At 41.1% G+C, this 20826-nt stretch carries 23 protein-coding genes and 1 riboswitch; of the genes, 5 read left to right on the forward strand and 18 right to left on the reverse strand.

Features of this window, described 5'->3' with window-relative positions:
• The 3 genes from CSV74_RS13805 to CSV74_RS13815 all read right to left on the reverse strand — a co-directional run.
• Positions 1-415: glutathione S-transferase N-terminal domain-containing protein (locus CSV74_RS13805; RefSeq protein ID WP_199170358.1), on the reverse strand; the 415-nt coding region annotated here is incomplete at its 3' end.
• Between the two features lie 194 nt (positions 416-609).
• Complete coding sequence (locus CSV74_RS13810) at positions 610-1026, reverse strand: DUF5412 domain-containing protein (protein WP_158231808.1); 417 nt, start codon at positions 1024-1026, stop codon at positions 610-612.
• Between the two features lie 32 nt (positions 1027-1058).
• Positions 1059-1610, reverse strand: coding sequence for a hypothetical protein (locus CSV74_RS13815; RefSeq protein WP_099692137.1), 552 nt, complete (start codon positions 1608-1610; stop codon positions 1059-1061).
• Between the two features lie 145 nt (positions 1611-1755).
• On the opposite strand from CSV74_RS13815, the gene CSV74_RS16670 reads away from it, so the two are divergent.
• Entirely contained in the window at positions 1756-2025 is a 270-nt protein-coding gene (locus CSV74_RS16670; RefSeq protein ID WP_158231809.1) for a hypothetical protein, read from the forward strand.
• Positions 2026-2534: 509 nt separating this feature from the next.
• The gene (gene arr / locus CSV74_RS13830) at positions 2535-2951 is read left to right on the forward strand and encodes an NAD(+)--rifampin ADP-ribosyltransferase (RefSeq protein ID WP_029055251.1); all 417 of its coding nucleotides are present in this window, start codon (positions 2535-2537) and stop codon (positions 2949-2951) included.
• A gap of 248 nt (positions 2952-3199) precedes the next feature.
• Here the strand turns inward: arr and CSV74_RS13835 are convergent, their stop codons facing one another.
• A complete protein-coding gene (locus CSV74_RS13835) occupies positions 3200-3706 on the reverse strand; it encodes a MepB family protein (protein ID WP_099692140.1) in 507 nt (168 codons plus the stop codon).
• A 367-nt stretch (positions 3707-4073) separates the two neighbouring features.
• Here CSV74_RS13835 and CSV74_RS13840 point away from each other — a divergent pair, with 367 nt between their 5' ends.
• Positions 4074-5048, forward strand: coding sequence for a siderophore ABC transporter substrate-binding protein (locus CSV74_RS13840; RefSeq protein WP_233190963.1), 975 nt, complete (start codon positions 4074-4076; stop codon positions 5046-5048).
• A gap of 144 nt (positions 5049-5192) precedes the next feature.
• Here the strand turns inward: CSV74_RS13840 and CSV74_RS13845 are convergent, their stop codons facing one another.
• The 10 genes from CSV74_RS13845 to CSV74_RS13890 all read right to left on the reverse strand — a co-directional run bounded on the left by CSV74_RS13845 (position 5193) and on the right by CSV74_RS13890 (position 17483).
• Entirely contained in the window at positions 5193-5495 is a 303-nt protein-coding gene (locus CSV74_RS13845; RefSeq protein WP_099692142.1) for a TIGR04104 family putative zinc finger protein, read from the reverse strand.
• A gap of 70 nt (positions 5496-5565) precedes the next feature.
• Positions 5566-6126 (reverse strand): class I SAM-dependent methyltransferase, encoded by a 561-nt coding sequence (locus CSV74_RS13850; RefSeq protein WP_099692143.1) that lies wholly within the window; start codon positions 6124-6126, stop codon positions 5566-5568.
• Between the two features lie 194 nt (positions 6127-6320).
• Positions 6321-8543 (reverse strand): transglutaminase domain-containing protein, encoded by a 2223-nt coding sequence (locus CSV74_RS13855; protein ID WP_099692144.1) that lies wholly within the window; start codon positions 8541-8543, stop codon positions 6321-6323.
• A complete protein-coding gene (locus CSV74_RS13860) occupies positions 8540-9586 on the reverse strand; it encodes a DUF58 domain-containing protein (protein WP_099692145.1) in 1047 nt (348 codons plus the stop codon). The genes CSV74_RS13855 and CSV74_RS13860 overlap by 4 nt, the downstream gene beginning before the upstream one ends.
• Positions 9587-9597: 11 nt before the next feature.
• The gene (locus CSV74_RS13865) at positions 9598-10542 is read right to left on the reverse strand and encodes an AAA family ATPase (RefSeq protein WP_099692146.1); all 945 of its coding nucleotides are present in this window, start codon (positions 10540-10542) and stop codon (positions 9598-9600) included.
• 3 nt (positions 10543-10545) lie between these two features.
• Positions 10546-12177: an ABC transporter ATP-binding protein gene (locus tag CSV74_RS13870; protein WP_099692147.1), complete on the reverse strand. Its 1632-nt coding sequence runs from the start codon at positions 12175-12177 to the stop codon at positions 10546-10548.
• Positions 12150-13019: an energy-coupling factor transporter transmembrane component T gene (locus tag CSV74_RS13875; protein ID WP_099692148.1), complete on the reverse strand. Its 870-nt coding sequence runs from the start codon at positions 13017-13019 to the stop codon at positions 12150-12152. Before CSV74_RS13875 ends, CSV74_RS13870 begins: the two co-directional genes overlap by 28 nt.
• Positions 13020-13574, reverse strand: a complete 555-nt coding sequence (locus CSV74_RS13880) for a DUF4430 domain-containing protein (RefSeq protein WP_099692149.1) — start codon at positions 13572-13574, stop codon at positions 13020-13022.
• A 9-nt stretch (positions 13575-13583) separates the two neighbouring features.
• Positions 13584-15419, reverse strand: coding sequence for a prenyltransferase/squalene oxidase repeat-containing protein (locus CSV74_RS13885; protein WP_099692150.1), 1836 nt, complete (start codon positions 15417-15419; stop codon positions 13584-13586).
• Positions 15420-15437: 18 nt separating this feature from the next.
• A complete protein-coding gene (locus CSV74_RS13890) occupies positions 15438-17483 on the reverse strand; it encodes a DUF4430 domain-containing protein (RefSeq protein ID WP_099692151.1) in 2046 nt (681 codons plus the stop codon).
• 155 nt (positions 17484-17638) lie between these two features.
• A riboswitch (cobalamin riboswitch) is annotated at positions 17639-17780 on the reverse strand.
• 250 nt (positions 17781-18030) lie between these two features.
• On the opposite strand from CSV74_RS13890, the gene rpmJ reads away from it, so the two are divergent.
• Both rpmJ and CSV74_RS16785 read left to right on the forward strand, forming a co-directional pair.
• Positions 18031-18096: a 50S ribosomal protein L36 gene (rpmJ, locus tag CSV74_RS17140; protein WP_369802809.1), complete on the forward strand. Its 66-nt coding sequence runs from the start codon at positions 18031-18033 to the stop codon at positions 18094-18096.
• An 88-nt stretch (positions 18097-18184) separates the two neighbouring features.
• Positions 18185-18340 (forward strand): hypothetical protein, encoded by a 156-nt coding sequence (locus CSV74_RS16785; RefSeq protein WP_169535192.1) that lies wholly within the window; start codon positions 18185-18187, stop codon positions 18338-18340.
• Positions 18341-19357: 1017 nt separating this feature from the next.
• On the opposite strand, the gene CSV74_RS17170 is transcribed toward CSV74_RS16785, so the two are convergent.
• The 4 genes from CSV74_RS17170 to deoC form a co-directional block, all read right to left on the reverse strand.
• Positions 19358-19456: a hypothetical protein gene (locus CSV74_RS17170; RefSeq protein WP_483315651.1), complete on the reverse strand. Its 99-nt coding sequence runs from the start codon at positions 19454-19456 to the stop codon at positions 19358-19360.
• Between the two features lie 148 nt (positions 19457-19604).
• Positions 19605-19733, reverse strand: a complete 129-nt coding sequence (locus CSV74_RS17175) for a PIN domain-containing protein (RefSeq protein ID WP_483315652.1) — start codon at positions 19731-19733, stop codon at positions 19605-19607.
• 6 nt (positions 19734-19739) lie between these two features.
• Positions 19740-19922 (reverse strand): UPF0175 family protein, encoded by a 183-nt coding sequence (locus CSV74_RS13900; protein WP_099692153.1) that lies wholly within the window; start codon positions 19920-19922, stop codon positions 19740-19742.
• A 235-nt stretch (positions 19923-20157) separates the two neighbouring features.
• Positions 20158-20820 carry a deoxyribose-phosphate aldolase gene (deoC, locus tag CSV74_RS13905; protein ID WP_099692154.1) on the reverse strand — a complete coding sequence of 221 codons (663 nt, stop codon included), beginning with the start codon at positions 20818-20820 and terminating at the stop codon, positions 20158-20160.
• Positions 20821-20826: the final 6 nt, after the last annotated feature.

A 20826-nucleotide genomic window follows, 5' to 3' on the forward strand; every position in this document is an offset into this window, starting at 1 on the left:
TTTCTGTCCGTCCATGAATATCTGTCGGGATCAGTTTATTAAATTTCTCAGCCAAGTAAAGCAGAATTGACCCTGATTCAAAAATTTCCACACGTGGACTTTGACTTTGATCCACTAGGGCTGGGATCTTAGAATTCGGATTGATCTTGACAAAATCTGAGCCGAATTGTTCGTCGGCACCAATATTGATTTTATACAAATTATAGTCTGCACCGTCGACATCCAACTCTTTTAATTCTTCCAGCATAATCGTCACTTTAATACCGTTGGGCGTTCCCAGTGAATAGAGTTGGAACGGTGCCTCTCCGACTGGTAGTTTTTGTTCGAAACGTTCACCGGCTGTCGGACGATTACCACCTTTATTCGAATTCTCTTCTTCCCACTGCCACACGTTTGATAATTCATATTTTGTCATCTGAACATGCCTCCTACTAACTATTTATTAACTCCATCATACTAACGGTGTAAAGCTATTCCTACTATTTAGTTTGCCATCTATTTAGCATACGGCTTATCGTTAGTCATCTTAAACTAAACGTTTTCAACAATATTGGCTCGTTTGGTGCGTACTGGTTGTTCAGTTAACGCGTCCAATCATCATGTAATATGTCATTGCTTTCTAAAATTAAAATGATCTTTTGGTACATTTAATGAATGCCCATTAATAATTACTGTATCATTATCTGTCCAAGTAATAATTACTGTATCCTCTTTATAATTCCAATAAATATTTTTCGTTTTATTATTTCCTTGATTGAAAACCAATTCCCCGCGAATAGCATAAGGCACAGTAGCCCCTCCGTTGGCGACATAGGCTTTTACTGTGTATTTTCCATCAGGAGATATCTCCTCCGTCAAAAATTCTCCTGTCGGCAATCTACTCATATCATAAAACGCCCAATATACCCCATAACCAATAAATGCACCTAACAATAAACTGACGACCAAAAACAGTTTTAACGTATTTTTTTTAATCGACTTTGCCCACCTTTTATATGAATTTCCCCCAAAGTATCCAAAGACCACCACTTTCCAGCCTTGGCAAATATGTAACCCATTTACCGTACAGTCGACTTAATCAACACTTTAATCTCCTCTTTATTTTCCTTAGCCAATTCCTCCAATAACTGATTCGCTTCCTCATTCATCTTTTCATTGCCGTATTGATAGCCGTCTAATTTTTCTTCAAGAAAGGTAATAAGATTCGCATTTAGTTCATTTATTCTCCTGGCATACTCCTTTTGGTATTCTTCTGGATCCATATGCAGCTTTTTTGCTTGAGATTCAGCAAAATTACGTATTTGCTTGCCGCCTTCATCTTCTGTGTTTTTAGGAGGCAGTTCTGCAAACCAGTCTGGATCCGTTTCTAAATTCTCAGTTATATCAAGACCCATTTCTTGTACTTTTTGTTTTACTAATTCTAATTTAATTGTTCCATCCAAATAATCCAATGCAGTCTCATCAGGATATAAGAACCGTAAATCCCCTATCGTAATTTCCTGCCCTTTCACAATGGCTACCGGTTCATGATCGTCATATTTCGATATGCCGCTGCAACCGGATAGAAGGAAAATAAGTAGGAAAAGAATATATCTGAAAAAACTTGTCATCATTACACCTCCTAATCCTTAATTGTAAAATTAGCTGTTTCTAAGACAACTATGTACGACTATCGCAACCGTTTGTTACATTTATTATGGTTGAGCTATTTCTTCTTTTTTAAATATACCAATCAACAACATAACGAGTCTGAGTATGAAAATGATTGGGAAAATATACAGCATGGTGAATGTCGCCCAGAGATTTTCAACAATTGCGGCATTAGTTAAACCTACTGCAAAAGCAATCGCCGGTGGTATTGGCAACATAAGAGCAATTCTCCACACTCGGCACTTTCGTTTTTTCGACTTCCCTTTACTTAAAACATATGCAATAACAGCACCAAACAAAGCAATTAAATATCCCGCACCGATCAACTATGCGCGTATGTCAAATTCACTTCCATTGACGTACCCTTTTGCTTAATTACTTCAACTCAAGAGTTATAGCCGAATGAGATAATAACTATCATTGCAATCAAAGATACAACGATAAAAATCGTAGATAGTAAAGTTATAATTGCGGTTGAACTTTTAGGTATGTTAGTACGATTTTTCCAAGTAGCTACTAACAGGAAAATACTCAGTAAAATTATGATAAGAAAAAATGATAAGAATCCAGAACGCTCTTTAAGCATAAACCACAAATCCATTTCGTCTGCTCCTCTCCGATCACACTTAACTCAATTTTATCCGATTGAGTCGCAGCGGTATTTCAGCTAACGCACTCTATTGTTTAACTTATCGCTATTCAAATCAAAGCTATAAGTCAATCCATAAAGCCCCAACAACCATTTAAAAAGGTAATTGTATAACTCTCTCTTCTTATATCATAATACAAGTTATAAAATATTTATTGACTACCTTTTCTACCTTTTCTATATTTTCTATTCTATACTGAAGTATGCAAAACTAAACAATAAGGGGTGTATCAGCATGAATGGCAAAACAGATGTCCTAGACAATGGTCCTTTCTTCCACGGTACTAAAGCAGAACTGAAAATTGGTGATTTTTTAAAACCACAATACTTATCAAATTACCAAGAGAAAAAGTCTAATCATATATATTTTACTGCAACATTGGAAGCTGCTAAATGGGGTGCAGAATTGGCAGCTTCTAATTCAAAAGAAAGAATTTATATTGTAGAACCATTAGGTGATTTTGAAAATGATCCGAATTTAACTGACAAAAGATTTCCTGGAAACCCAACGCGTTCCTATAGGTCTAAATCTCCTTTGAAAATAATAGCTGAATTAGGTAAATGGGAAAGACATTCCGAAGAAGAAATAAATAATATGCTAACATCTTTAAAAAAGTTAAGTGAACAAGGATTAAATGTAATATACGATTAATCTTTAAAAATTCATAAGTCATGACTTCTGAGAAAAATTAAGTAATTGTAAAAAAGACCGATTTCTCAGTATCAAAATTGAGAAATCGGGCTTTTTTCGTCACTCTGGAAAATGGCCCGATTACTGAAAGATCATAAATACTTCATAATACAATCGCGTTCATTACATCTACAGTCCTCTAAAACTCTGATGTTTTCTAGGTCTTGAACTAATTGTGAATATTACAGGCACCTGATCGCAGTGAATTATCACAAATACAGTTCCATTATTTTGTCTTTGGTTACTTCATTTAATGTCCTCATATCTACAAAATAAGGTAACTGCCACTGCTGTGTTTTCAACGCTTGTTTACTAGCAGGATGATCCCAGCTCGGATACACTCTTAATGCCATTTTCCCTTTTGTTGAACTGGAGCTAACCATATCCTGTTGCAACATCACGTCCTTTGGGAAAATAAATTGTCCAAACTCATGTGTATTTTTAAAAGTAGTAATCACGAACAAATCAGGTGCTTCCTCGTATGAATAAGGTTGATTTTTATTATTGTCGTCCTTTTCCCAAAACGCAACAAACCGCCCTACTTTTCTAGGTGTTGCATTCGCTACTCTAAATCGAACGGTTCTAGAAGCTATTTGAAATGTACCAGCTCCGTACTTAGCATTTTGCTTTTCTTCTTGAATTAATTGTAAAATCAAATGATTTGGTTCATACATCATTTCATTAACATAGGTTACTGCACTATAAAAATCTTTCATGGCGTGGCTCCTCGAATTCGTTATAAATTACAATATTATCCTACTACTTATTCTTACTAGCATAGCATTTTTTTATTGGAAGTAGTGTTCAGTTCATGTGATACTTTTTACATCTTTAGAGCGAGAAATACTATCGATTATTTACTTCTCGAACGCTTTCTGAATACTACTAAATCCTTCAACTTTCATTTGAAAATGATAGTCATTATCATTTGTTTAATGTATAATGAATGTAGCCTTTTCCTTATTCATTTCTTGTAACGAACGAAATGAATTCCAAGCATACCGATCATTAGATTGAGAGCGCGAGTAATTTCAAGCTTTTGCTTTAGGAAATGCTATTTGATACAAAGAGGAGTAAATTGTCGTGAAAAAATGGTCATTGTTTGTATTACTATTTACTTGTATGCTAGTGATCTCCGCATGTGCATCTAAGAAAACGGATAACCAAGCGGACGAATCGTCTAGTACTACTCAAGAAGGTGCGGAATCAACTGAAATAAAAGTTCAGCATGAACTTGATGATCAAGAAGTGGTGTTGAATAAAGTACCAGAAAGAATTGTTGTATTGGACTTTGGTGTTTTAGATACGTTGGATTCATTGGGCATTGAGGTTGCAGGTGTTCCACAAAATGCGGTACCTGAGTATCTTAAAAAATATGCTGGATCTGAATATACAAATGTAGGAAGTTTAGTGGAACCAGACTTTGAAGCAATTGATGGAATGAAACCGGATCTAATTATTATCGGAGATCGTCAAGCCGAAATGTATGATGAATTTAAAAGTATTGCTCCAACTGTTTATATGAGTGTCGATTTCACGAACTATATGGATTCATTTACAGACAATATGGAAACCATCGCCAACCTATTTAATAAAAAAGAGCAAATTGATAAAGAACTGACGGTAATAAATGAAAAAGTCAATGCTATTCAAGAGAAAACGAAAGATCTTGATGCGAAAACTTTGATTGTTATGGTAAACGAAGGAAAAATAAGTGCCTATGGACCTGGTTCTCGTTACGGTGGATTCATCCATGATGTCGCTGGATATAAAGCGGTGGATGAGAATATTGAAAAAGCCAAATTTGGTCAATCCATTAACTTTGAATATATAACAGAGAAAAATCCAGACATCATCTTTGTTGTGGATCGTAGTGCAGTACTAAATACCGCTCATGAAAGCACAAAGGAAATGTTTGAAAATGAACTTGTGAAAAGAACGAACGCTTATAAGAATGACCATATAATTTATCTAGACACAGAAGCATGGTTCTATGGCGGTGGATTGCAATCATCGAAAAAGATGATTGAAGACACAAACGCCTATTGGAAAGAATAAATTCACATTCCCTAATTTCATTTCTCTATTTATAACCTAAAGAAAAACCATTTAATGCTTTCGGAATATCTCCGTTTGCATTAGATGGTTTTTTCTGTGTAATCAAGCGTATGATGCTGAAAACTAGTGTATGTAACAGCCTCACTATTCCCCTATGTATGTCTCTTGGCTACTTAACTTCACAACAAATGGATATAGAATGATGACGAAAATGAATAAAATAGGAAATAAGCTGAGTAATATAGCTCCTGGCACATCAAAAAACAATTGAATGAGCAGTGGCAATAAAACGATCGGAGTTAACATACCCACTCTCCCTCTAGATTTTTGCGTTTGATACTGTTTTTCACCGCAGTATGGACAAGTCATGGCAGGGTTCAATGTCGACGTCTTTTTTATTGTTTGTTTCCAACTCCATTGATTAGCACATTTTTCACACGTAGGCATTCTATTACCTCCTGTTTTCCAAATGGCTCGATTGCGTGAAATAAGCAATCGAGCTAGTTTGTATAGAAATTTATTTTCTACTAGTGGCTATGAACATGGAGGCATCTTGGTTCGCAAAAAGTTGTTTTCCATGATAGAAGGTCTTACATGTACTAGATGTAAATCCTACTTCGGTTAATATATCTTTTAGTTCCTCATGCGTAAATCCACTATGAATTTTCGGATGACTGACTTTTTCATTTTTGTCAAAATCCACAATAATTAATTGGCCGTCATTTGGTAAAATGCTAAATAACTTTTGCAAAATCAATGTAGTGTCAGGAATATGAAGAAGAACTAATGATACTAGCACGATGTCCGCCTTAAGTTCAGGCATGTCTTCAGTAAAATCTGAATACAGTACTTCGCAATTTGTAATACCTCTTGCCTCAATTTTATCTTTGGCATCCTGTAACGCTTGTTTTGAAGAGTCCACGAGCAGTATCGAATCTACTAAATCCGTAAGTTCTAAACTAACTAAACCAGAACCACTGCCGTAATCCACTAACTTTTTTGATTCACTACCTTGTAATAGTGGTCTTACTTCTTCCACAATAACATGAACTAATTCCATTCGTTTTTCCGTTTCCATACTTCACTCTCCTGTATCCTTTATCGTACAGCCTGACGCCAACTTGTATCATGTTACGCTACAAGCATTGCTCTACTATTCATACGTTTAGAGTGTGTGAAAGGATTCATTTTTTTGGTACCAGATCCCCAAACAATTCTGAATAGTTCGAGGACCTGGCACCCAAAAAAGCACCGCCAAAAGCGGTGCTTAGTTCATTGGTGACGCACAATAAACCGTAATCTCTTAATCCCTTTTTTCGATTTCTTCACAGTGCTAAGAACATGCGCAAACAATGTTTCTACCATCACACGCTCTTCATCGGTCACGCCATGCGGACTGTATTTGGCTTTTTGATAAATCTTCAATCCGTCCTCCACTTCTTGTCGAAGTTGTGGATCGATGTTACCAACTGCTTCAGGTATTGTTTCGAATGAAGGCAGCTTCGCGACGACTTGTTCTTTCTCTAGCATTTGCACCATGTACTGAACATGATGGATGACAGCCAATCGGTGATCTTTCACCCCGAGTTTTTGCTGACGTTTTCTTTTTCTTACGTAGTACAGCACGAACAGGATCATTATGACGAACACAATGACGATATTCAACCAAAACCATACAGTAGTGTTTGGATTCACTTGCTTGGAATCTTCCGGCTTGTCTTGATCTTCCTGCACTTGTGTCGGATCATTCGATTCAGGTTCGACCGCGCTTCCGCCAGTTGCGTCTGGTGAATCGGATCCGTCTAATGCTGGATAGTCTTTTTTATTGATCTCCGGCATTTTCTCGGCGTAACCCGGTGTCACTTCAATCGGCACCCAGCCAACCATGTCGACGTAGATTTCGGTCCACGCATGGGCATTTTTCTCGCTGACGTTCACTTCGCTAAATGACTGTAAGTCTTTCACATCATCCAGTCCGACGATATAGCCTTCTGCATAACGCGCAGGTGTGCCAAGCATTCTAAATGCCAATGTAGCAACCGTCGCATAGTGAACGGAGTACCCTTCTTTTGACTCTTCCAAAATCCCCGTTAGGAAATCCTGGTCCTTTATTGGTTTGGCATTTTCGTTGTAACTTATCGTTTGTGCCAGGAAGTTTTCTACTTCCTGAATCGTTTTCTCATACGGTAAACGCGTTTCTGTATCAAATACGCTTTCGTCCATATGATTGCGCAATACGTTTAAACTGTCTTGTGGCACAGCGAGGTATTCATTGTAGACATATTGATTGTAATGACTTTCACGACGTAAATAGTCGGTGTCTTTTGTCGCGTACAATGCATTTGCGATTTGCGGATAATCGGTATACGGTGTCAGCATATAATTCATTTCCACTGTACGTCTGCCGAAAATACCTGTCGCGTGGAGCGCGTCGGCTTGTTTAGAACGAATAAGATTGGCTTCTAGCTCCGCCAATTCATACGGTGCATAAATATATCGACTGGATGCACCGACGTTTTGAATGACGAGTCTCGCTTCTTCATACCGATCCGGCAAACTACTTTCTGCAGCTAAGCTCAGTTGTTTCGCTCCGGTGAAATCTTCTTTCTGTAACGCTTCAAGTAGAGACTTCACTTCCATATACGCTTCCCCGTCGATTTCCTTCCAGCCGCTTGGCGTGTAAGTCGAACCGACGAATCCTTTTAAATACAGAGGACTTGGATTTTCCATCGCCACTTTTAATGCCGTATGGTCGCCCGGTGTAAACGCGGAAAGTCGCTGGAAGTTTCCAGCTTTCAGCACAGGCTCTTCACCTTTATAATAGCGCCACTTCTCCCCTTGATAATGTACTTTGTCTTCGATTTTCGAACTGCCTGTAAACTCTTCATTGCCGTTTGGACTGATCACCATGTAGACGAACATGAGCACGACTAACGAAACGGGCACGATCGCAATCCGTTTCCACCAGCGTAATGAAAGTTGATTCATATATAGCAATGTCACAATCAGCACTGAGAAAAACAGAATATCGAGGAGCAATGATGGTGACGTGCCAAGTATTAATTGTATTGACCAAATCACGAGTGCAAGCGCAACAGGGATCCAACGTTTTTGATTCGCTACGGCGTAATACATTGCACTGCCGATTAACAAAGCGATTTGACCAAGGATCATGCCGTTTAGCCAAGAAGTCGTTTCATTGACGGACAATAGATCCATATATATATGCTTATGTTCCGCAAGTGTGATGAACAACTCGTTGATCGTTCGTTTCACGTCATCTATGTACGTTGATAAGAAAATCAAACTGAAAATAACACTCGCAATCAAGACGATATCGCCGCCACGCTGTTTCCACTGTATACGCGCGACCATCCACAGGAAGACGAGAATGAGCGCAGGTACGATACTCACCTCTGGAAACAGCATCGCACGAATCACGAGGAAGGCCGCTACGAGGACACTATACGCAACTACTCCATCTACCCACTTCATACAGTCGATCCCTCCTTCTGATCCGAGATGACGACCGTCTGATATTCGGTACTACGCGCGATATTCGTCGTCAATACGATACAGTTTGGATACGTTCGTCTAAGCTTTTTCCACTGTTCATCTGACATCGATAACTCTGTAGCGTTTCTCGTCAATACTCTTTTTATGGCGTTCGCTGCATCCCGTTCATTGTCGATTGTCAACTGCTCACCCGTCGAATGATTCAAAATAAATTGCACTTCATGATCGCTTGCGACGTAGGAATAGAGCAGTGCGGAAAACGTCTCGATGAATTCGTCATAGAGCGCCACTCGATTCGTAAACGACGTGAAGTCGAGCGTCATTATGACCGCATCTCCTGTCAGCGTTTCATGCTGTTTGACGAATAGCTCATCGACCTTACTCGATAATTTCCAATGAATGTGTTTAACCGAGTCACCTAGTCTATATACCGACAACTCCGCCAGCTCTTCACCATCCATTTTCTTCATCGGGATTATACCCGGTATTTGCAAGACGTGTTGATTTTGCTCAATGCGTTGAAGTTTTAAGAAATACGGATTCGGCACGATCAACATCGCAGACTGCGTATCTAGTTTCTGCACGGAACGGAAGAACGTGAAACTGTCTTTGATCGTCAGTTGTGTAATTCGTATATTCACTTGGCCCATATATTTCTGCGGCAGAACGAATGCAAATTCTTCCGTACTTTTCGCTGGGATAGACAAGACGTGGTGGTGACTCTCTTGCCTACCTGTAAATATATGCTCGATGACTAGATGTAGTTGTAGTTGTGTAACAGGTAAACGGCTCGTATTGTGTATACGCAGTTGATAGCCCATCTGTTCATTTTTGTAGATTTCATTCACCGTGATAATCTCGCACTGGATTTTTCCTTTGACGAGATAAACGCTCAACACGAGCCACAGCCAGACAATAAGCGAACCGACTGCGAATAATAGAGCGAAATGCGTCGTCGTGAAGATGAAAAATGCGAGCGTAAACAGCAGCCACACGACGCTAATGAGTAGTGTCCCTATCATACGATCAGCCCTTAAAATGTCGCAAGCATTGCTTGATCGGGCGTGGCAACACTTTGCAGTAATTTTTCAAGTAGCGTATCCTGCTCATGTTCCGCACCAGGGACGCTCGACATGACGATGCGGTGTCGGCTCGTTGGCAACCACACGGCGTGGATATCTTCCGGAATAACGTAATCACGCTCTTGTAAGAAGGCATGTGCTTTCGCCATCTGGCAGAGAGCGAGAGCGCCACGCGGGCTGATTCCTTGATGGATCGATGGGTGATTTCTCGTTTTTTCGGTTAGTGCGGTAACATAGCGTAAGATCTCCTCATGAATGAACAAGTTCTGTACTTGCTGCTGTAACGCAAGCAATTCGTTTTTCGTTATGACTTGTGTAAGTGAAGATAACGGATCTGCCTGCTGACGGTTTTTCAACATCTCAACTTGGTCTTCAAAATCTGGATAGCCTACGCTCAACTTCGTCATAAAACGGTCAATTTGCGCGGTTGGTAGCGGCTGTGTACCGATTGTGCCATACGGGTTTTGCGTTGCGATTACGTGGAACGGTGCTGGTAGTGGATATGTCACGCCGTCCACTGTCACTTGTTTCTCTTGCATTGCTTCAAGTAATGCCGCTTGCGTTCTCGAAGACGTCCGGTTGATTTCATCGCCGAGTAATAAGTTGCACATGACCGCGCCTTCTTTAAAGACGAATTCGTTTTTCTCTTTGTCGAACATCGTGAAGCCGATGACATCAGATGCGACGACGTCTGGTGTGAACTGGATGCGGTTCGAATCAAGACCGACGACTCGGCTAAATGCTTTCGCAAGTGTCGTTTTCCCGACTCCCGGTAAATCTTCTAGCAGTACATGTCCTCCAGCTAAGAACGTCATCCATACTTTTTGTATGACGTCGTCTTTCCCGTTAATTACTTTTTTCATTTCATTAAGTACTTGTGTTGATGGATTGCTCATTTTTTAGTTCCTCCTGTTGTTCAAGTTCACAGCAGTAACGATGTCTTCCGCTGTGATGGCATATGGGAATAATCCGCGTGCGATTTTGCTAGCTGCGGTTGTGTAAAAGCGGTTTGACGTGAAAAATGTTTTTGGATGATTGATCGCGATGAGTGATTGATCAAACAGCATGCCGACGCGTGTAGAGACTTCTGCGGCAAATTCAATATCATGCGTTACAATAATTGTCGTGATGTTCTGTTTTTTTAGCGTTCGGATCAACTGTGTCACTTCTTGTTTCGACATGACGTCCATTCCTTTAGTCGGCTCATCCAGCAATAAAATATCCGGTTTATGCAGCAATAATTTTGCAAGCGCTACCTTCTGCTGTTCTCCTCCACTTAAGTCAAATGGATTTCTCTCTGATAAATGTTCGATATGTAACTGTTTCATCATATTTGATACTGTCGATTCCCTCTGTTCTTTCGGCAATTTTTGCACAGGAACCGCGTGAATTAGCTCTTCTTTCACAGTCGAGTACATGAATAACGCTTGCGGGTTTTGCGGCAATAAGACAATATTCCCTTTCCACTTGCCTGGTGCGACGTCATCGATCCATACTTTACCTGCATACGGCTTATGCTGTCCGGCGAGTAACCTTAGTAACGAAGACTTACCGACTCCATTGCCACCGACAATCGTGAAGATTTCGCCGCGATGTACGGTGAATGTCATATCGGCGAGTAGATCATCACTCTTCCGATTGTATCGGAAATACAGATCTTTCACCGTGATGAGCGGTGGATGCTTTTTTTTCATCGGATCTGTCGGTAGAACGGCCGGTGGATAGTGCCGAATGAAATCAATCCCATCACGCACCGTAATCGGCGTCTCATCACGGAAGCCGAGCTTATAATAGACACGCATCGCCGTAGTCAGCGCGTCGAGCATCGGATTTTCAAGCAAGGAGTTTCCAATCGATTTCGGTGTCGTATCATATAGAAGCGAGCCGTTTTCCATGTACAATACTCTGTCGCACACCGGTAATAACTCTTCCAGTCGATGCTCAACTATTAACATCGTCATGCCAAGTTCGCGATTGATTTTCTCAAGAAGTGACAGAAACTCAGACGCTGCAATGGGATCGAGTTGGGAAGTCGGTTCGTCGAGCAATAAAATATCCGGCTCCATCGCAAGCACAGCCGCAAGATTGACAAGTTGTTTCTGTCCGCCTGATAAATCACTCATACTGTCATGCAACCAGTTTTGGATGCCGAAGAAACTAGCCACTTCAGCGATTTTCCGCTGCATGTCTTCCGTCGACACGCCCATATTCTCGAGACCGAATGCCAACTCCTGCCACACTTTCTCCATGACCATTTGTTCATCTGGATTTTGCATCATGTAGCCAATCGCAGTCGCCGTAGTCGACGCAGGCAGATCATCGATTTTTTCACCGTTGAAGTACACCGTGCCACTTAGTTTACCGCTTGGCCGCATTTCCCGCTTCAACATTTTCAATAACGTAGACTTTCCTGAACCAGTTGGACCGAAGAGTGTCACGAATTCTCCGCGCTTAATACAAAAGGAAACATCTTGCAACACATGGTGCTCTTCATAACGGAAGTTCAGATTTTCGACTGTAAGTATCGCCATTTGACACTCTCCTTCGCTTCATAGATAAACGGTAATAGCATAAGCAAGCCGATGATGACGTAATGCCCTGCACCTAGTGTCTGCTGACTGATCTCGGGATAATAGTGCGTCCTGTGCTGCGAGAAGTACCCAATATAGTAAAGAAGAAATAACACAAGGCCAATCGTCAACATTCCGTCTCGTTTCGTGAACCGCATCACTCTATACTGCGTTCTCGCTTTCGTCATGCCATACCCCCGTGCCTTCATAACATCTGGCTTCACGAAAACAAACTCCGCTGTCTGAACGAGCGTCTGGCGCCACAGTGCGAACGCGCGGCGGAATTTTTCCACTCTGCTGTTTACTTTGTAATAGCCGATTCCGCGTTGTGCCATTTGCTTTTCATGCCATTTCGTTTTGAATATCGGAATGAAACGCCACAGCATGGAAACGAGGATGCCGAGGTTAGCGGACACTCGTGTCAGTACGGCAAGCACTTTATTCGTCGTAAAAATCTCGAAATAGTTCTTCGTCCAAAAACACGTGGCGACAACGGCACCTGCCAGGACAAGTCCTTTCGTTACCGCTTCAAGCGTCACCGCGTGGTCATTGAGGAAAAACAATGGGGTGAAACCGTTATGTACATACGATGGATAGGCTGCGGCAATTAGCAGGAAGACGAAAAAGTAATAGACCACGTCTTTACTTGCGGTCCGAATTCCGTGCAGCATGAAGAAGTACAGAATGCTGCCGATCAGAGCAAGCGCCACGATGATCGGATGAAAAGAGCTGAACATCGTGACAACAACGACTGTAACGTAGACAAGTAGCAATATAGGGTGAAAGTTTGAGAATGCGCTCATCTAGTTTCCTACTTTCTTTGATTTACGTATATAGCCCTCTAGATCTCTACCTACATCACATGTGTAATGAAACTCTACTTCATCGCCGTCTTGCAGCTCGTATTGACTAACACCACGGCTCGGGAATTCGCCGTTCACTTTGTACATCCAGCCACTTAACGGACCACAATTGAACTCATATAAATAATTAATGCCTTGGACGTAAATACTGTTGTAAATATTGTAGTCAGCTCCTTGGTACTCCATCGGGATGCGGTGATGACGTGTCGCGCGGTCGAGTAAATCAAACGCGGTATCGCCACTACGCAGCACGTACTCCGTTTTTTTAAGGATCTCGCCGTCTGGTTCTACATATTTCTCAAGACCCGGTTTCAGCTTGTCCATCGCGTCGAGAACGGTGTCACTGCGTATTTCAAGCGTCACCGTCTCCGAGTCTTCCGTAATTTCGTCGATATGGGTCAAGTAATACTCTTCCACGGATTGAATCTTCGTTCCCGTGACGAGCCAGCCGACGATAAAGAGGATGAATGCTACAACTAATAGATCTTTCTTCATTATATCCCTCTAATCTCTTTGACGCCTTCTTTTTTGGATTCTACTCATCACTACGATGATTAAACCTACTGCAATGATTCCGAGTACCCATGAAATGCGCTTCGCTCTCACAGCATTGTCAATTTGCGTTTTCGATTTTTTGAGGTCTTCATAGTTCAAGACCTTTCCTTGATCATACGGAGATAGCGCGTTGAATCGCTCGAGAATCGCATCGACGTTGTCTCGGTCTTTACTTGTTAATTCATTGAATGGATACAGTTGATCGAGCACCATATCATTAATGCTCTGAATCTCGGCTTCCATTTTCTCAATTTCTTCTTTGTACTCGTATAGCTGAGCCAATTCCTTTTCAAAGTCGCCTTTATTGTCTGCTTGTTCGAACTGATCGATCATCGAAACGACGTCAATATAATGCTCTGTCGTCAAGGGTGTAGAAATCGCATCGATTTTTTCTACATCTTGTTCGGTAATATTTCGTGGCGCGGTTTGCTCCTGATAGATCGGTGCAATCGCGCCATTGCCTTTCGTATTAATTTCATACGCTTCGCTGAATGCAGGAAGATCGAGTTGGATCGATTGCTTTGTTGCAGCTTCCGCGAGTTTATGGAAGTTGTAGACATAGGAACGCTCCTCTATAGGGAAGTTTTCATATGTATCGAGCAATTGCTGGAGTTGCTTGGCGTTGGTCTGTTCATCGATGTCCTGAATATCTTCCATCAATGTAAGCATTTGCTGCTTCATCTCTTGCGGGTTTTCAGGACGGAAATCATACATCGTACGGTAGCCGTTTTCGAGTCGGTAGAGCGACACCAGCGCATAGAGAACTTGCTCCGAAGCCATCGAGTTCGATTCATCCGGTAAGGAAGAAGGATTATCCGCGTTATACGTTTTCGCGTGGACAAAACCTCCGTCTTCCATTTGATAGTCCATAATGAAATCGAGCAACGTGTGATCGCCTTTTTTAAAGCGTTCGTCTTCATCGGGATGGATACCGAGCGACGTCAGCGCAACGAGTACTTGTGCCGCACTTTCGACGTTGTCGTCTTCTTGCGTGCTGAAGCCACCAGTTGATGTTTGCATATCCGATAACTTTTTTAGTGCTTCGTCGACAATCATGTGAATCGTTTTCGTAACATTCTCACCTGTATCTTTTTGTGTATAAGTGAACTCTTCCATGCTTTGGTAATATGGCGCGAGCGCTTGAATTGCCATGGCGGTCATATCAGTTTCTGCTTCGTCTTGATAGAACGAAAATCCGCCATCTTCAAGTTGCAGTGAGATAATTTCTTTAATGATCTCGATTCTTGTCATGTCCGCGTCATCCGGCACTTTATAACGCATACTGTCGAGTGTGATCAGCCCCCAGATCCAGCCGTTGATACCTTGTGCACCTAGAGATGTTTTCATTCCACGGTTATACGTGCCGTCCGCGATCAAGTTACTATCCCCAACCGCCGTCGGATCACCGCCAGCTGCCAATATCGCCAATGAAATCCGGTGCCATTCCGTCGCTTTCATATCGCTGAGTTGATCTTTCGTTTTATAGCGTTCTATCACATTGTTCTTGATGACCGCGAGATACGCCTGGTAATCGTCAGGATAGCCAATACGGCCGAGGCCTATCGGATACCAGTCACCGTTCGTGTTCCCCGCATGCGCAAGAAACGGCTTGCTCAGCAATGGGTCAGAATCTGCAATATTCTCATCTTGTTTTTTCCACGCAATAATTTGTTCAATTGTGTGCAGCAATGATTCTTCACTTTCAGGTGTCGCGAACGCAACAGACGGCAGGAGTACCGCCGTCATTATCACGACTGTCACTAGCCATGCATAAATATTTCTCATTCCGTCACTTCTCTTTCCTTACCATTCTTTATTCCAATTCGCTCCGCTTTCACCTGAACTGTCATGCCCGCCAATATCTTTCCCATAATGAAGTGTGTAGCGAACTCGCACCACATCTCCATCGAGGAAATACGCATCCGAGAATCCATAGTTCGGGTAATCGCCATTGACGCTATACATCCAGCCGGAGCCGTTAGCGAAATCGAATTCACTTAGGCTGTCTGGTGAGTAGATGTCCCGATTTGAAGTGGTGGACACCTTCTCGACTACTTCCCACAGATCATCAGGAATATGGAGTCCGTTCAACATGCCTGGCTTACTGACGTCGCGCAAATAGAAACTACTGTCGAGGTTTCCAGTTTTACCGTATTCATAACCATTATTGCGCAGTAGTTGATCCAGAATATAGGAACCTCTTTGGCCTTGGTGTATATCCATCTTCGTCGGTTTGATGAGATAGGGGATTCCTAATACGGAAGCTTCTAGACTGATAGTTACTTGTCCGATGACACCGTCTTCTGCTGGCGCTACTGATGTAACCGTGAATGTTTCGGTCACCGTGCGCCCTTCATCGTCCCATACTTTAATCGTGACGTTGTTTTGTCCCGTCTGCAATGTCAGTTTATAACTCGTTTTCGAGCTGTCATCCCAGGTGAATGGAATATTTCCCCCATTAACTTGCACTTGGACGTTTTTCCCTCGAATCCGTTCACCTGAAGCGGTCACCGGCCAGACGTTGATCGTCTTAATATCCCCTTTGACCGTGCTACCTGACTTTAGATCGGTCACTAGTTTCGGTGCATCCGGATCGACTTGTGGTTTTTCGTTCACATTCGGATCTTTATAAGTGATTGTGTACTGTCTTTCCAATTGTTCGTCTTGATAATGTCCAGCGACTTTGACAGTATTCGTTCCATTGATCAGCTGCACACGATAATTCATGCCGTCTGACGATTTTACTAGTTGATCATTGACGGTAATCTCAAGGGGTACATCCACTTCATTCGCGGTCGCTTTCGCGTAGAATGAAAACTCTGCGCTATTTGCTTGTTGGTCTTTTAAGTCTGTTTCCAATGAAATAGTGATTTTTTCTTTCTCATAGATCACGGTGTAGGTCTGTTCCTCTTTTTTTCCATGTAGTTGCGCGGTGAGCTTGAGCGTGTTTTCCCCTTCAACTAATGTAGCTGTATACGAACCCCCAGCTAGTGGTTTTAGTTCTTGATGATTACTTAACACTTTCAGCTTCGCGTCTTTTTCCCCTTGCACAGCTTTCGCGGTGAATGTCAGCGTCTCTTCCATCACTGTTTGATCTTTTAAGTCTGTTGTGATGATGATATCATCACTATTTAACGTCACACGGTACAATTGACTGACACGAAGTAGTTTATTGTCGGATTGTTTATAGATAACTTGGAATTGAATGTCATTCGTACCTTCAATGAATGTGATTTCGCCTGTAAAATCATTCAGTTGCTTGCCGTTTAACGTCACGTTCATTTCCTGGGGAATGAGAGAATCGTCCAAGTGGTTTACGGTGACGACATATACCGGATCGGTGACTGTTTCATTATTTTTGATGTTCGTCGTGAAGTAGCGATTTTGTTGATCCGCCACATCGACGATTTCTATATCTGTATTCGTATTCGGCTTTGTTTTTTCTGGTGCGGGTTTGTTGTTGCCCTCAGCAGGTGTATTGGTCTTGTCATTCGTTTTCGATGAGTTAAGTGGTGCATGGGTAGTTCCTAGTTTGTTGAGTGGTTGATTTTGCGGCTTTTCTTCCGGTTTCTCTTGTGACTTGTCCGTATTTGTCAGTTCTTGTGATTTCGATAGATCTTCTGGATTGGCATCACTTTCTATCATCTTATTGGTATCAGTATTGGAAGATTCATCCCCGCCGCCAGCTAATTTCAGCGTAGAAGCCTCTACTTTTTCATTGAAATCAAATGCAGCGGCTTGTTCATTAGAAGTCGTCGCATATGTAATTGTGCTAAATAGCAGCAAAACGATGAGGCTGTAGTAGATATAGTTTTTGTATTTCATGAATGCATTCTTCGTATTTTTCATTCAACTCTTCCTTTCTTCATTATAAAAGGTATACGGTGCGCAATAATATTGAATTCAAAAAGTCCCCACCTCCTGAATGAGATGGGGACCATGTATGTTCAATAATTAAACTGCACAAATTGAATGATACACAAATCACCCTTTACCGGAAGGTGTCATGTTTACATACTTTGGCAAGTCTCCTGACTTTAGGGCACATTTTCTCCCTATTACAGTGGCCGGACCGCTCAGGATTTTCACCTGATTCCTATTTACTCTTTGCATACTAGACAAAGAACCAAAATACTCTATGTAACTGTTACTAAGCATATAGTTTTTGTAATGTAAAATCAATAGACGGTGTAACTGGAGTAGGGTTCTGTTTTTAGCGTTTTTATAACTAAAACCTCTTATTTCCAAAGAGGTTGCCATTAATGCGAAAGCTTTTTCAAATCAATGTACATAATAAATGAAATATAGGAAATCATACTTATATATTCAGTTAAAAGATTGCAGTGCCTAGATGTTTCCACTATTATCACACACCTATATAAAGGGGATAAAAACCATGAAAGTCAGACCATCTGTCAAGCCAATTTGCGAAAATCCCAAACATAAACAAAGTCAAGGCTAATATAGGATGCTCTATGCCAGTCATAAAGAGTATAGGGAACATTAATAGGCGCCTATTCGAAAAATAGAACGTAAAGGGAGATTATCATATGGATAAGAAAAAATATACGGTAGCTGGAACGAATATAGACGAAGTAAAAAAACTTAATGCAGAATCTGGTCTATCCTATAATGAAATTAATGAAGTTCTTAGCAAAGAAATTGAACAGAGAAAAAGATCAAATGCTGCTCAACATAAAAAGTAATTGGCAATATAAAACTTACCAAGTTTCAAATCGTAATTGGTTTCTCTAGATAATTTATCACCATGATCGCTGTATTCGTTTATGTAGTTATCAAAGTGCCTTTCCACCGTTTCTTCTCACTATATTTAATTGCTACAAAAATCAAAGTAGCACCTGAATAATAGACAATATAACTAATAAAACCTTTTTCAAACCTCCATCCTAGTCCCTGCCTATTAACCTAATAAGAACCCTTGAATTGTAACGAGCGGAGCCAATTGAGACGCTGCCAAACATAGCCAGCCGTAAACTTTGCACCATCTCCCATAACAAAAAAGGTCGATAAATATATTTACATTTCACTTACAAACATCTTCGTGTGAAGAGTAATATCCTTAAAGTCTTTATTTCCATCTTTAATTAAATGGTAAATTGTCTGGCCTGTTTCACGCCCAATAATTTTTCCACAAACACTGCCGATTATATAAATCCTTTAAATTTTTATCGCTTTGCAAGGCGAAACAAGGCGGGTCATTTTTTATATCTTGGAGGGAGTTAAATTAACCTCTCCAGAAATACAAAGTAAAGTGCCCCGAACTTACGAAAAGTAAATTGAGATTTTACGAGAAAGAAATCTAGTTATTGGCGACATGAATGAAAGTCTTATCTTTTTTAAAGAGAGTTAGCTATTATAAATTTTCCGTTTACAGTCTCACACTTAAGCAAAATGATAACAAGGACTATTCCTAAATGGAGTAAGCTTTTTAATAAAGAAAATTTATAATTTTGACCAAAAGCTTCGTCATTTGAAAATGCTATAGGGCTGCTGTAACTAGAGCAATCCTGATCAGCTAATCCATTCAGAACTATGTCTATTTTGTATGTCACATGCCTTCCATGTGAAGCTCGCTTCCCTAGATGTCGGGAAGCTTTCATTTTGTCCACTTTTCTTCCGCTTCAATTAGCACTTGATTATAAAGATTTTTTAATAAATCCCAATAGCTATTAATAGATCTAACAGTGGATTTACCTCTTCTTTTAAGCAAACTGCAGAATACCTATCGCTCCTATGAGGCAAAATAAAAAGTTTTTCGAAAATGATCTCGCAGCACGCTCGTCGAGTAAGTTATTTTGCAATCCAAGCTTTTTTGCACCTACAATGACTTCTAATTCACCCTCGTGTAGTTTTCCGTATAAATGTGTTCACAAGCTGCTTGTTTTTTATCTGTAGGCGCTGAAATTGATCCCCCTTTACAAACTTCTTTAATTCTTTCCTGCCATAGTCCTAATTCGATCTACTATTCATTTTTTTTTGATAGACGGCCTCTGGTACATACACTTCCTTAAATAGTTCATGAAATAAGAAGAGCTTTCCAATAATCGACAAGCTAACGATTGGCGTAGAATTCGTTATATTTTTTCATACTGAACCATTTTCCGTTATTATAATATCCCGAATTGCTTGGAGGTCATCTTCTAAATGCTCATCTGTGTATTCCATCCAAGGAATGTTCGTAGTCTTTAGTAAACCAATAAAGTCAGCAAGCGGTAATTCTGCTAACTCTGCTACCAGTGCAACAGTTACTTGTTTCTCAATAAACATGCCAATCGCTAAGGATCATTTCACTTTGTACTGTTTCTTTTCCTTTCATTTTACCATCACAGCACATGTATATATGAAACTTTTCAGAAAATATAAAATGACCGGACACACACGACCGGTCAATCTGGTTGAAGCGAGAAATACACTATCAATTGCCGGAGACAGTACAGGTCGGTTTGTCCCATAAAAACAGGACTGCCCTGCATATATGCAGAACAGTCCTGTTAAGGAACTATTAATAATTCGAGTCTGATACTTCGCCTTTTACAATGCTTATCCCCGAGCTTGCACCAATACGCGTAGCCCCTGCTTCGACTAGCGCATCGAAATCTTCTCCGCTGCGCACGCCGCCGGACGCTTTGACACCAATGTCTGGGCCAACCGTCTTCCGCATAAGAGCCACGTCTTCTACCGTCGCGCCACCTGTTGAGAACCCAGTTGACGTCTTGACGAAATCAGCGCCGGCTTTGACGGATAGCTCGCATGCACGGACGATTTCTTCATCTGTCAGCAAGCATGTTTCGATGATAACTTTGACCAATGTACCGTTAGCTGCTTCGACTACCGCACGAATATCTGATTCGACCCATTCGTCATCCTGGTCTTTCAGTGCTCCGATATTGATGACCATGTCGATTTCTCCTGCTCCGTTCGCCACTGCATCTTTAGTTTCGAATGCTTTGACTGCAGAAGTAGTCGCTCCAAGAGGGAAACCGATTACCGTGCAGACTAACACATCGGTGCCTTTTAACTGTTCAGCGGCATATGAAACCCAGCCCGGGTTAATGCATACTGATTTAAACTGATAGTCTTTTGCTTCTTGTATGAGCGCCGCGACTTTGTCTTTCGTTGCGTCGGCTTTCAATAATGTATGGTCGATCATTTTTGCTTTATTCATTTATGA

It is taken from the genome of Sporosarcina sp. P19, assembly GCF_002743165.1.
GTDB classification, from domain to species: Bacteria; Bacillota; Bacilli; order Bacillales_A; family Planococcaceae; genus Sporosarcina; species Sporosarcina ureae.

What these genes read in the sequence shown, in the direction of transcription:
- CSV74_RS16785 (WP_169535192.1), top strand. Translation starts at nt 18,185, where the DNA reads ATGGATAAGAAAAAATATACGGTAGCTGGAACGAATATAGACGAAGTA.
- CSV74_RS13865 (WP_099692146.1), bottom strand. Translation starts at nt 10,542, where the DNA reads ATGAGCAATCCATCAACACAAGTACTTAATGAAATGAAAAAAGTAATT.
- CSV74_RS13860 (WP_099692145.1), bottom strand. Translation starts at nt 9,586, where the DNA reads ATGATAGGGACACTACTCATTAGCGTCGTGTGGCTGCTGTTTACGCTC.
- CSV74_RS13890 (WP_099692151.1), bottom strand. Translation starts at nt 17,483, where the DNA reads ATGAAAAATACGAAGAATGCATTCATGAAATACAAAAACTATATCTAC.
- CSV74_RS13885 (WP_099692150.1), bottom strand. Translation starts at nt 15,419, where the DNA reads ATGAGAAATATTTATGCATGGCTAGTGACAGTCGTGATAATGACGGCG.
- CSV74_RS13870 (WP_099692147.1), bottom strand. Translation starts at nt 12,177, where the DNA reads ATGGCGATACTTACAGTCGAAAATCTGAACTTCCGTTATGAAGAGCAC.
- CSV74_RS16670 (WP_158231809.1), top strand. Translation starts at nt 1,756, where the DNA reads ATGAAAATGATTGGGAAAATATACAGCATGGTGAATGTCGCCCAGAGA.
- CSV74_RS13850 (WP_099692143.1), bottom strand. Translation starts at nt 6,126, where the DNA reads ATGGAAACGGAAAAACGAATGGAATTAGTTCATGTTATTGTGGAAGAA.
- arr (WP_029055251.1), top strand. Translation starts at nt 2,535, where the DNA reads ATGAATGGCAAAACAGATGTCCTAGACAATGGTCCTTTCTTCCACGGT.
- CSV74_RS13835 (WP_099692140.1), bottom strand. Translation starts at nt 3,706, where the DNA reads ATGAAAGATTTTTATAGTGCAGTAACCTATGTTAATGAAATGATGTAT.
- CSV74_RS13815 (WP_099692137.1), bottom strand. Translation starts at nt 1,610, where the DNA reads ATGACAAGTTTTTTCAGATATATTCTTTTCCTACTTATTTTCCTTCTA.
- CSV74_RS13880 (WP_099692149.1), bottom strand. Translation starts at nt 13,574, where the DNA reads ATGAAGAAAGATCTATTAGTTGTAGCATTCATCCTCTTTATCGTCGGC.
- CSV74_RS13900 (WP_099692153.1), bottom strand. Translation starts at nt 19,922, where the DNA reads ATGTTTATTGAGAAACAAGTAACTGTTGCACTGGTAGCAGAGTTAGCA.
- CSV74_RS13875 (WP_099692148.1), bottom strand. Translation starts at nt 13,019, where the DNA reads ATGAGCGCATTCTCAAACTTTCACCCTATATTGCTACTTGTCTACGTT.
- CSV74_RS13845 (WP_099692142.1), bottom strand. Translation starts at nt 5,495, where the DNA reads ATGCCTACGTGTGAAAAATGTGCTAATCAATGGAGTTGGAAACAAACA.
- deoC (WP_099692154.1), bottom strand. Translation starts at nt 20,820, where the DNA reads ATGAATAAAGCAAAAATGATCGACCATACATTATTGAAAGCCGACGCA.
- CSV74_RS13855 (WP_099692144.1), bottom strand. Translation starts at nt 8,543, where the DNA reads ATGAAGTGGGTAGATGGAGTAGTTGCGTATAGTGTCCTCGTAGCGGCC.